This is a genomic window from Acidaminococcus sp. CAG:542 (assembly GCF_000437815.1).
Lineage (GTDB): Bacteria > Bacillota > Negativicutes > Acidaminococcales > Acidaminococcaceae > Acidaminococcus.
The window spans coordinates 2,467-14,430 of sequence record NZ_FR902029.1 but is presented as its reverse complement, the minus strand read 5'-3'; the positions used below and the strand labels follow the sequence as shown (position 1 = coordinate 14,430).

Here is an 11,964-nt window from a genome sequence, read left to right as displayed (position 1 = left end):
GAACCGTGGCTTGTCCTGCCGGAAGGGAAGCTGCCACCGGGAAAAACCGCAGCCGGACAGGAGAAGAAGACCTGCCAGCAGAAGACTGAGCCATCTGCCCATGAGCCATCCCCTCCTGTCCCGGAATTATTTCTTGGCTTTTTTCAGCTGGGCGGTTACATCCGCCGTAACGTCCAGACCGCCATAGACCACAGCACCCTGGTTGACCACCACGGTGAGGCCCTTGGTCTTGCCTACGGCCACAATGGCGTCATCCACTTCTTTCTTGACCGGTTCAATCAGTTCCTTCTGCTTGTCTTCCAGTTTTTTCTGGTATTCCGCAGCCAGTTTCTGTTTGTCCGCATCGCTCATGTTCTTGGACTTTTCTTCAAACTCCTTCCGGCTGTCTTCAGCAGCCTGCTGGAGCTGGGTCTGGGCATCTGCCAGACCGGGAGCCGCAGCCATCACCTGGTTGTAGTTCACTTTGCCGATGGCCGAATTCATGGTGGCGTCACCGCCTCCCAGGTTCTTGCCCTGGATGGCCAGGACGAAGATCCCAACCACCATAATGGCCGCAATGGCCAGAGAAATGACCTTGACATTTTTCTTGTGGGCCAATTCCATCATTTTACTATCCCTGCTTCCTTGTTATGCAATTTGTTTATCAGAACTGACCGCCAAAGCTGAAGTGGAAGCGGCCTCCACGGTCGCTGCTTTCCAGCCGGTAGCCATAGTCCAGCTTAATGGGACCCAGCGGGGAATTGATCCGGAGACCGATACCCACAGAGTTCTTCAGTTTGCCCAGGTCGTAATTGGATTCGTCGTATTCCTTGTTCCAGGCGTAGCCTGCATCGGTAAAGAATACCCCCTGGACTTTCTTGATGATGGGATACCGGAATTCCAGGGATCCCTTCACCATGCTGTTGCCCTTGAACTGGTCATCCCGGTAACCCCGGAGGATGTCGCTGCCGCCTAAGCTGAAGCGCTGGGACAGAGGCATATCCCCGTTGGCATAGCCGGCTCCCAGGTTGAGAGCCCACACATTGTCCTTGCCCATCCGGTAGTAGTACCGGTAGTCGGCCTGGTATTTCTGGAAGTTGAAGTCCCCGCCGAAGGAGGCCACTTCCACGGAATAGGCCGTCCGTTTCCCTTCCCGGGGATCGTAGATGTTGTCCCGGGTATCCAGGGTACGGGCAAAGGTGATGCTCCGGGTGATCCCGAAGTTCTTCTTCATCCGTTCGTGTTTGTCCCAATCGAAGTCGTCAGGATATTCGTGGATATAGTCATAGCCATTTTGTCCGGCTTCGAACCACTGAGTGCCGTAGCCGCTGACGGGTTTCTTGTATTTGTCGTCCCGGTTCTTCAGGGTGATGCTGTTGGTGATGAATTCGTTGTCGGTGACCCGGCTGAAGAACAGTTCCTCACCGGTACGTTTCTTGTAGTACCGGGCGATTTCATCCCCGTCCCGATTGTAGTCCACGTACTCGTTGGTCATGTTGTAGAAGGTGAAGCCGGCAGTAGTTTCCTTGTCATCGATCCAGGGCTTCACATAGGACACTTCGAAGTTGGCCTTGGTTTCAGAGTCGCCGCCGAATTCCCAACGGGCGCTGACACTGTCCCCGGTGCCCATGAAGTTCTTGTCCCCGATGCTGACCATACCCAGGAAGCCGTCGGCATCACTGTAGCCGGCGCCGATCCCGAAGGTACCGGTGCTGGTTTCCACCACGGACACTTCCACGGAAACGGTATTGGGCATCTGGCCCGGGTTCAGACGGATGTTCACGTCTTCAAAGAAGCCCAGATTGTAGATCTTCTGCATGGCCCGGCGGGCTTTCTTGGCATTGAAGGGTTCGCCCTTCTTCATGCGCATTTCCCGGATAACCACGTAATCCTTGGTCTTGGTGTTGCCCTTCACCCGGAAATCTTCGATGACCCCTTCCGCCACCTGGACGATAAGCCGTCCGTCCGGCTGCATCCGCACATCGGCCACTTTGGCCAGGATGTAGCCCTGCTGGCTGTAAAGGCTTTCCACCTTCCGGGCGCCGATGTTCACATCCCGGGAGTTCAGGACCTTCCCGATGGGCAGATCCAGTTCTTTTTTAATGTCCCCGGTGGAGATCACCGTGTTTCCTTCAATATCCAGGTCCGTAAGCACAGGATTTTCTTCCAGCTGGTATTTGATCTGGACCCCTTCCGGGACTTTGGTGAACACCGGACGGATATCGTAGAACCAGCCGGTTTCGTAGAGAGCCCGGATATCATCCTGGAGCCCTTCCTTGGTGAACTTGGTGCCGGCCGGCATCTTCAGCACGTCTGCCAGTTTGGCCGGATCCTCATGGGAGGCGCCTTCCAGGGTGACCTTGGTGACAGTCTGGCCGATAAAGGGAAGGGATTCCTTTTCCACTTTGGCATACTGGTTTTCCTGGGTGGTGATATCATAGTCGGACAGGACGGACTGCTGGAGGATACTCCGGCCCGGCAGCTGCTTGTTCTGGGCTTCCTGGATTTCCTTCTGCTGGGTCATCCGGGCTTCCAGCTGTTCTTCATCAGCCTGGGCCTTTTCCTTTTCCTGTTCCAGTTTCTTCTTGCCCACCTTTTCGATATAAGTGACACCGTTCCGGCGGACTTCCCGATATCTGGGCTGTTCTTCTTCAGCAGGAGCTGCTGGAGCAACCGCTCCCGCCGGCTGGGCAGCAGTCTGGCTCTCCGGAGCCACCTCGATGGTTCCGATGCCCTGTCCTTCTTTGGCGGCCGTTTTGTGCGGCCCCAGTTCCACTTCCTGGCTGTGGGTGATTTCTGCGGCATAGACCGGAGTGGTCATGGCCAGAGATGCCAGGACAGCGACGGACAGCTGCCGCCAGTTTACATGTTTTTTCATAGAGTACCCTCCGTACAGGTTTTTGCTGTCAGTATCTACTTGAAAATCAACGATTAATTATACCATATCCCGTTTATTATACCTTCTATGGGATAATATTTCCAGTCCTGGAGTGTGAAAAAAGGGGTGTGAATAAATTCACACCCCGGTCACAGGCTGTTGCAAAGGCAACAGTCCCTTCTTTTAAAACCTCGTCCGATACTGTACCCCATACCACCGGTTGTTGTCTTCATCGATGGATACACCCAGATGGACTTTGGGAGCCACCCGGTACCCGGCGTACAGGTTATGTTCTTCTCCGTCGAAGCTGGTGGTATAGCCCAGCAGCAGCTTCCGGCCGAAATACCGGCTCAGCAGCACGTTGTACTGGCGCCGTTCCTGACCGGTGGCTTCGTTGGCCCGGTTGGTATCTGCGGAGAAGGATACCAGGTTCTGGACATTGCCGCTGTAGATCCGCAGTTCGTCCAGACCCAGGGCGTCCTTGATGGCGTCTTCCACATCCGCCAGGAAGGTCATCTGGAGCCCGGCATCCACCAAACCTCTCCAGGCATCGTCCCCCAGGCTGGCGTCGTCGGTTTTCAGGGTCAGGAACCGCTTCAGGGTGTTTTCATCCTGGGGCGGATCACTGGACAGTTTGATCACAATGTTGTCCAGGCTGAGCGGCCCGCTGGCCTTGGCCAGGATATTGTACTGTCCCAGACGGGTAAAGGCCGACATGTTCACATTGGGCACAAAGGTCCCGGGACGTGGCCAGTAGATTTCCCCGAACCCGATGTTGAACGGAGTGCCCAGATATTTCAGCCGGCTGCCCCGGTTCACCCGGATGCTGCCGTTGATCTGGGGGAAGGCCGTGCTGCCCATAATGTGGAACTGGCCTTTCAGCCACAGGTCCATAAAGGCTGCATTGTACAAATGGAGATTGTTCCCCAGGTCCACGTCGATATCCAGTCCGATGTCCGAATTTCCCTCCCCGAATTCCGGGATGGCGGACAGCCCCAGATACCCTTTGTCCAGTTTGATGTTCCCGCTGAGGAAGGGTTTGTTTTCCTTGTGCTCCAGGTCGAAGTTCCCGTTGAGTTTCCCCTTCACCATGGAAGAGACCAGTTCCACATCCTTGATGGCCAGATTCAGATGGTAGGGTTTCCCGGACACATCATTGAGAAGATAGGAACCGGATGCGGTGATGCTGCCGTTTTTCCCGGTAGTGGTGGAGAATTCCTTCAGGGTAATGGTCTTGCCGCTGAATTCCCCATGGAACTTCATGTTGTCGAAAGTATTGTCCAGGCCCCGGAACTTTACGGTACCCCCGTCCAGATCAATGGATCCGTTCAGGCTGTAGTCCTCCAGGGTACCGGTAATATCCACCCGGCCGCTGGTGGGGCCGTCCGCCCACTGGACCCATTTGGTCAGGGTGGGCAGGATGGCCAGGTTCCCGTTGTCCAGACGGACTTCCAGGTTCATCCGGGACTGGGGATTCTTCCGTTTGGCCACCGGCCGGAGCAGGTCCATGGGGAAAGTGCCGTAGGCACTGATCTTGTACACATCCCGTTGGATCAGGAACTGGTCCAGATGGAACATGTCATTCCGGAGGGTAACCATGCCGTACACATTGTCAAAAGCCACTCCGCTGATGCTTCCCTCCTTCATTTCCAGAGAGAAGTTCCCGTTGGGATCGTCTAGGTTCCCTTTCAGCTGGGCCACAATGTTCAGTTTTCCGTTCACATCCGGAGGATTGTCCATGCCCACGGTGAGCAGCTTGGCATTGGCCTCACTGGTGGCCAGTTCCAGGTCGATGGTCCGTTTCCGCATGTCAAAGTTCCCCTGGGCGGCCAGGAGCCCGCCGCCGCTTTCCTGGGCCTGGAGCTTCCGGATCTGCCACAGACCCATATGGGTGTAAATATCGAAATCCGCCGAAGCAAAGGGCACTCCGGCCACTTTCCCGTCTTCCACTTTGCCGATGATGGTCATGCCAGTCCGGGGGCCGTCCGGATTGGCTTCAATACGTCCGGACAGATAGCCGTCCACGTCCGCTTTGATGCCCCCCATCTGGAGCAGGGACCGGACATTGCCTTTGGTTACGTCCACGGTCCACTGGAACAGCTTCCGGTCAAAGTCGAATTTGGCTTTCAGGGCATAGTCCCCGCCGGTTTTCTGCTGGAAGGTTCCCTGGAAGGTGTTTACATGGCCGGCCTGGCTCTGGAAGGACAGGGCCAGCCCGGTGAATTCCACTCCGTTGATCAGCACGGAATCCGACGACAGGACCCCCTGGAACAGGGGCCGGCTGGTGTGGCCGGTAATGCTGCCGCTGAAGTTCACGAATCCGGCCAGGTCCACACTGTCCTTCAGCCAGGGCAGCCGGAGCAGGTTGATGTTTTTGGCGTCCATCCCCAGATCCAGGAACCCGTCCCGGCTGACGGTGCCGCTGAACTGGGCAGCGCAGGTCAGAGCCTGGACATGGAAATCTTTCAGATGAAGGAGCTTCCCGTCATAGGTGTAGTCTCCGTCCACTTCGTCCACCAGGAATTTGTTTACGGACCCGTCCCAGGCGTGGACATGGCCGGTGAAAGAAGGATTGGACAGGGGCCCCTTCACGGCAATGGTATTGGTCAGATTCCCGGTAACCGGCCAGGGGGAATGGAAAGCTTCGCTGAAGGGCTCCAGCCGGATGCCCCGGGTTTCCAGGGTCAGGTCCAGCTGAGGCTCGCTGCCGGAAAGGTCCACGCTGCCGTCCAGTACATGGGTGCCCTGGGCCAGGTTTACTTCCACCTTGTGGAAGCTGGCTTTCCGGTCCTTCCATTCCAGAGCTCCGTGGGCTTCCTGGATGGTCTGGCCCAGCAGTTCTCCCTCCCGGAAGGAGAAGGCCCCGAAGGCTCCCGGTGCGTCGGCGGTACCGGACAGGAGCAGGTGGGTGGAAAGCAGACCTTTGCCTTCCTGGCCCACAGCGGCCAGGAGAGGATCCACCGGCAGGTCGGTAATATAGATATCTCCCTGGAGCTGCCCCCCCTTCAGACTGGCGGTGCCGGCCAGGGCGCCCCCTTCTTCCGTATAGCCGGAAATCCGGCTGAGGGTGAAATTGCTGCCGTCCACGGATCCATCCAGGGCAATCTGCTGGAGCTTCAGGTTCCCCCAGGCAAGGGACAGATCACTGGAAAGGGTTTCCATCTGGAGCGTCCCGTCCTGATACTTTCCTGCGGCATAAAGGGTGCCGTCCAGGATCAGGCTGCCCAACCGGGGTACAAAGGTTCCGGCGTCCACCTGGTCTGCCGTAAGGGCCGCCTGCCCCTCCTGGGCTTCCCAGTCATAGGAGGCTTCGATCGTAACAGAACCCCCTCCCAGGCTGGCTTTGGCCCCATCGGTTTCCACCCGGTGATCCCGGAAGGAGAAGGGCAGGGTCACCTGGTCCGCCTCATAGCCCTGGAACGTCAGGGCCGGACTGGTGAAGGTGCCGCTGCCGGTAAGATCCTCTTTGGTCCCGTCCACAGCCAGAGTGCCGCTGACCGTGCCGGATACAGGCAGGTCCAGAGGCAGAGCGGACAGGTCAAAATCGTCCAGATCCGCCTGGAGTTTTTCCGCCCGGGGATTTTGGAGATCCGTCAGATCCACGCCCCCGGATACACGGATTTTCTGCCCGTCCACCGTCACTTCCAGATCCCGGGCCTTCAGCCGCAGCTGATCAAAGGAAAGGCCCCCATCGGCTCCCAGAGCCAGATCATGGCCATTCCAGCTGTAGACGGCCCCCACCTGGCGCAGCTGGGCCCGGCCGGAAAGCTGGCTGCCTGCCGCGTTGTTGGTCCAGGTGATGGAAGCATCCGTCAAAGCCCCGGTAAGCTCCGTCACCGGCAGGAACTGTTCCGCCAGAGGGCTGAAATCCTGGAGTCCCATGAGATCTGTCTGGGCGGTCAGGGTTCCCCGCCGGTCCGTGTCCAGGGACCCGGCCACATGGATGGACTGATTTTTCCGGGTCACCGTCAGATCCAGGGCAAAGTCCGGGTTCCGGGCCGGATCGATGGTCCCTTCCACCCCAGCATCCCAGGTGCCGTAGGGAAGCTGAAGCGTTACCCGGCCGTCCCGGATGGCAATGAGAGCCTTGAAATCCGTGCTGGAACTCTGGCTTTCCTTCAGGAGATGGGCCACATTCCATTCCTGTTTGTCGTCCTGGACCAGGTACAATTCCGGTTCATCCAGGGTAATCCGGGTCAGGATGCCCACCGAGCTGCTCCCATTCAGGAACTTCAAAGGGTCCACCTGGAGGGACAGAGCCGGGATCTTGGCCACCAGATTCCCGCCTGCATCGGTCAGCTGGAGATTCCGGGCGGTGAAGGTCAGGTCCGGGCTCACTTCCATGGTTTCCATTTGCAGTTGTCCGTTAATATATTCCCCGGCGGCGTTTTCCACCAGAGGGACGGCCCGCTCCAGCCCTGCAGGAAGGAGCAGCTTCCACAGGACCAGGTACAGCAGGACCAGCACTCCGGCCAGAACGGCCAGCCGTTTTTTACCTTTGGTACCCATCAGGGCCTCCATATCGATTGTCGTGAATCGTGGGTCGTTCATCGCGAAACCCACCACCATGCTGCGCATGGTCCCCCGCCCTTGAAAAGGGCGGATATAAAGCGCGGGCTGCTGCCCGGCGCTTACAAGGGAAATGCAAATTAATTAATTTATCATACACAACATAAGTATAACAGGTATAGAGGGAAAAAGAAAAGGGCTGTTGCCTGCGCAACAGCCTCTTCTTTGCTCTTTTATTCGTTTTCCACAGGAACACCCATGCTCTGTTCCAGCAGGGCAGTGGAAGTATTGTAGTCATACAGTGCCTGGATGTAGTTGTTCTTGGCGGTGGTGAGGGCCACGGACGCATCCATTACGTCGGTGTTGGTCCCTACGCCGGCCCGGTACCGGAGCTGGGCGATACGGTAATCTTCTTCCGCCTGGGCCACAGCCACTTCCGTGGTCTTGATCCGTTTTTCCGCTTCCCGCATGCTCAGGTAGCTGGTCCGTACGGCCAGGCGCACCTGATCACTGATCTGCCGGTAGCTTTCCTGGGCTTTCACCACATTGGCCTTGGCTTCCCGGACTTTGGCGGCGTTGACCCCGTAGTCCCAGATGTTCTGGGTGATGTTGAGCCCCACCGTCCAGTTGTCCCGGTTCTGGCCCGGGAAGGTATCATTGCTCCAGGCGTTGGAAGCTCCCAGGCTTACCTGAGGCAGGCTGCCGGAGTTGGCAATCTTCTGGGCGGCCTGAGCCATACCCACGGAGGCTTCCGCCTGGTGGATTTCCGGCCGGTTGGCCATGGCATAGGTTACGCAGTTGTCCAGGGTGTAGTCGTTGGGTTTGTATTCCAGTCCCTGGCTCAGGTTCAGCCGGGTGGCAGTGGGCAGCCCGATTACGTTGTTCAGGGAGGAAACAGCCACTTCATAGTTGTTTTCCGCCTGGGTCAGGGTCTGCTGGGCGTTGACCAGTTCCACCTGGGACCGGAGCACGTCGGCTTTGGCCACTACCCCTACGGCAAACTGGGCCTGGGTGTTCTTCAGATGTTCATCCAGACGGTTCACGGTTTCCTTGTCCAGGTTCACGGTGTTGGCGGCCTGGAGCACATCATAGTACCCCTTTTCCGCATTGTACCGGGTGGTCTGGTAGGAACTGCTCATCCCATACTGGTAGTAGTCCAGGTTCTTTTTGGCCTGGTCGATGACCCCTTCCAGACGGCCTCCGGTATAGATGGGCACCGTAATGCTCACTTGATTGGAATGATTGTTGCCGATGACATTGGACTGGTATTTTTCTGTACGGCCGCTGGTATGGGAGAAATCAATGCTCCCCCACCGGGCCCCCTTGGCCTGGTCCAGTTCCGCCTTGGCCGCATCCAGTTCAGCGGCAGAGATCTTGACGCTGGAGTTGTTGTCCAGGGCCATGCGGACAGTTTTCCCCAGATCCAGGTTTACGGTTTCCGGGGTGGCGGCCCCCACTGTATGGATAGAAAGGGCGCTCAGGATGACAGCGCTCAGAATCATGCTTTTGGTATGGAAATGCTTCACAATCAGACCCTCCTGTACTTTCTGACTACCTAGTCAGCTTTTATTATTATAATCAGTTGAAAAAGTAAAGTCAACCAAACACTTTTTAAACTTTTTGTCAGAATCTGGCCCGAAGCCCCAGGTAGGTGGTGTCGGAACCATGATCAAGCACGTCCATGCTCTCTCCGATCAGGGAAAGTTTGGGACTGAAGGCCCATTCCGCCCCCACTTTCAGTTTGGCATCATCGAAATCATAGAAATCGGTGAACAGCTTGAATTTGGGAGACAGGATCCAGTCGGCTCCCACGCCGAATTCTCCTTCCATAACACCGGCCCGGCCCCAGATGTACTTGTTCAGCTTTTTGTTGTAATGGAAGTCCACTTTGTCCCGGTCCCCGATGTCCGAAACCCCCAGATAGGCATAGGTATCTTCCTTCAGGGGCAGCTTCACTCCCATGTCCGTCCGCCATTTGCCTTTTTTGTCATTGTACAGCACATCCGCCTGGACCTGGGCATCGGTGACCACTCCCAGGATCTTGTCCGCCTTCACAGTGGTGGATTTGGCATGGTGGATGGTCTCCTTCAGGTCCTGCTGAGTCTGAGGGTCGGTGACCACATTCTGCAGGGCCTCCGCCGTGTTCTGGATCTTCTTGCTGGCATCCGCCATATTGGCTGNNNNTTCTTGCTGGCTTCCGCCATATTGGCTGCCATGGCTGCCACGTTCTGACCGGTGGCTCCATCAGCATCCGCCTTGTCCATAATGCTGTTCATATGGACGGACATTTCCTTCATCTGGCCCACCATGGTGCGGATATCACCCTGGTTCTGCTGGGCCATGGTGGCCAGGGCCTTGGTGAAGTCGTTCATGTTCTTGGCCACTTCCCCGGTCTGGACAAAGCCTTCCCGCATGGATTTCTGCACGTTCTTGTCTCCGAACACATTGCTGAAGGCATCCACCACCACTTCCAGCTTGTCCAGCACCCGGCCGGAGGAATCCATCAGTTTGTCGATGCCCCCTGCCTGCTGGCCGGTAATGGTTTCCCCTGCCTTGAACACCAGGCCGGTGGCGATTTTGGGAGGAGCGATGGTGACGAATTTGGTGCCCATGACCCCGTCCATACCGATGCTGAACTGGGAGTTACGGGGAATCTTCTGTTTTTCGTCCATCTTCATGACCACTTTCACCTTGGACCCGTCCACGATGATGTCATCCACCTTCCCTACCGGGACCCCGGCGAACCGGACTTCATTGCCCACTTTCAGGCCGTTTACATCGTCGAACATTACATTAAGTTTGTAGGTCCGGCCGGCAAAACTGAACACCCCCAGGAAGGTGAGCATCAGGGCCAGGATCACGATGCCCCCCAGGGTGACGGCACCGACTTTGACTTCATCTGCTTTCATGATCTTACTCCTTGTCTTCCAAAATATCACTGCGCAGGAACGCCCGCACCAGGGGTTCCCGGGTATGTCTGGCTTCGTCCACCGTGCCGGAAAAGACGATGTGCCCATGGCTGAGCATAAGGATCCGGTCCGCACAAAGGAAGGCGGAAGCCATGTCGTGGGTCACCAGTACCCCGGTGATGCCCAGTTTTTTCTTGGTATCCAGAATCAGCTGACTGATGTTGGTGGCCATAATGGGGTCCAGCCCGGCAGTAGGTTCATCGTACAGGATAATGTCCGGCTGGAGAGCCAACGCCCGGGCCAGGCCCACCCGTTTCTGCATGCCCCCGGACAATTGGGCCGGGTACACATGCTCGTTGCCGGCAAGGCCCACCGCTTCCAGCAGGTCCCTGACCCGCTTCTGGATGGCTTCTTCCGACATGCTGGTGTGCTGACGCAGGCCGAAGGCCACGTTTTCTCCCACATCCAGGAAATCGAACAGGGCGGAATACTGGAACACCATGCCCATGTGCTGGCGCAGCTGGTTCCACTGGTCTTCCGTATATTTTTCCACCGGCTGGCCCTGGATCAGCACCTGGCCCCCCTGGGGCTTCAAAAGGCCGATCAGCAGCTTCAGCACAGTGCTTTTGCCGGTACCGGAGGGACCGATTACCGCCAGGGTCTCCCCTTTGGCCACGGAAAAATTCACCCGGTCCAGGATCACCTTGGGCCCGAAGGCCATCTCCACATTCCGGAATTCAATGACAGGTCGTTCCATTTCAGCCTCCATGGACATACAGGATCACCGACAGGAAATAGTTGGCGATAAAGATCAGGATAATGGACAGCACCACGGATTTGGTGGTGGCCATGCCCACACCTTCAGCCCCCTGCTGGGCGTTCAGACCCTTGTGGCAGCCGATGATGGCGATGATGGCGCCGAACACGGCTCCTTTGATCAGCCCGCCGATAATGTCCCAGGGTTCAATAAATCCCCTGATGCTTTCCAGGAACATGTGGGAATTGATCCCGGCGTAGTTTTCCGCCACGAACCAGCCCCCCACATCCCCCACAAGGTTGGCATAGACCACCAGCACGGGCATCATGAGCACAATGGCCAGGAGCCGGGGCGCCACCAGATAGCGGATGGGGCTCACGGCCATGACCCGGAGGGCATCGATCTGTTCCGTGACCTTCATGGTCCCGATTTCCGCCGCAATGGCCGCCCCGATCCGGCCGGCCACCACCACCCCTGTCAGGATGGGAGACAGTTCCCGGCCCATGGCAATGGCCACGATGCCCCCTACGGAATCCGCCGCTCCGAAACGGACGAATTCCTTGGCGGTCTGGACGGACATGACCATACCGGTGCACAGGATGGTCATGCTCACAATGGGCAGGGAATCAGCCCCCAGCCGGGCCATCTGCCGGAGGACTTCCCGCCGGTCCGCACTGCCGGCCGCCTGACAGGCTGCCAGAAACAGGTTGACCACCCGGCCTGTACGGGCGCACAGGTCCACCATTTTACGGCCCACCCAGCGGCAAAGATCACGACATCCCATGGAAACAACTCCTTCCCTGCATGATTTCAAAAATACGTTACTGATTATTATAACCTATCTGGATGAAAAAATGTAGAAAAAAGGGGGTGTGAAAAAATTCACACCCCCGGTCACTGGTCTCTTGTCACTGGGCACTGGCCGTTGACCA

The 11,964-nt window shown here is 57.2% G+C and carries 8 protein-coding genes; all 8 read right to left on the bottom strand.

All coding sequences use genetic code 11. The features are described 5' to 3' along the window. Positions 1 to 126: 126 nt before the first annotated feature. The 8 genes from QVO43_RS01640 to QVO43_RS01605 all read right to left on the bottom strand — a co-directional run bounded on the left by QVO43_RS01640 (position 127) and on the right by QVO43_RS01605 (position 11,816). Positions 127 to 606 (bottom strand): OmpH family outer membrane protein, encoded by a 480-nt coding sequence (locus tag QVO43_RS01640; protein WP_022486876.1) that lies wholly within the window; start codon positions 604 to 606, stop codon positions 127 to 129. Between the two features lie 37 nt (positions 607 to 643). Beyond that, a complete protein-coding gene (locus QVO43_RS01635; RefSeq protein ID WP_022486875.1) occupies positions 644 to 2,857 on the bottom strand; it encodes a BamA/OMP85 family outer membrane protein in 2,214 nt (737 codons plus the stop codon). Between the two features lie 183 nt (positions 2,858 to 3,040). Next, on the bottom strand, positions 3,041 to 7,366 hold the full coding sequence (locus QVO43_RS01630) for a translocation/assembly module TamB domain-containing protein (RefSeq protein WP_022486874.1): 4,326 nt from the start codon (positions 7,364 to 7,366) through the stop codon (positions 3,041 to 3,043). A gap of 233 nt (positions 7,367 to 7,599) precedes the next feature. Continuing rightward, complete coding sequence (locus tag QVO43_RS01625; RefSeq protein ID WP_022486873.1) at positions 7,600 to 8,892, bottom strand: TolC family protein; 1,293 nt, start codon at positions 8,890 to 8,892, stop codon at positions 7,600 to 7,602. Positions 8,893 to 8,989: 97 nt separating this feature from the next. Then, positions 8,990 to 9,538 carry a hypothetical protein gene (locus QVO43_RS01620; protein ID WP_288174311.1) on the bottom strand — a complete coding sequence of 183 codons (549 nt, stop codon included), beginning with the start codon at positions 9,536 to 9,538 and terminating at the stop codon, positions 8,990 to 8,992. Continuing rightward, on the bottom strand, positions 9,454 to 10,155 hold the full coding sequence (locus QVO43_RS01615) for an MlaD family protein (RefSeq protein WP_441293918.1): 702 nt from the start codon (positions 10,153 to 10,155) through the stop codon (positions 9,454 to 9,456). Before QVO43_RS01615 ends, QVO43_RS01620 begins: the two co-directional genes overlap by 85 nt. Before the next feature lie 124 nt (positions 10,156 to 10,279). Further along, a complete protein-coding gene (locus QVO43_RS01610; RefSeq protein WP_022486870.1) occupies positions 10,280 to 11,032 on the bottom strand; it encodes an ABC transporter ATP-binding protein in 753 nt (250 codons plus the stop codon). A 1-nt stretch (position 11,033) separates the two neighbouring features. Then, the gene (locus QVO43_RS01605) at positions 11,034 to 11,816 is read right to left on the bottom strand and encodes an MlaE family ABC transporter permease (protein ID WP_022486869.1); all 783 of its coding nucleotides are present in this window, start codon (positions 11,814 to 11,816) and stop codon (positions 11,034 to 11,036) included. Positions 11,817 to 11,964 lie beyond the last annotated feature (148 nt).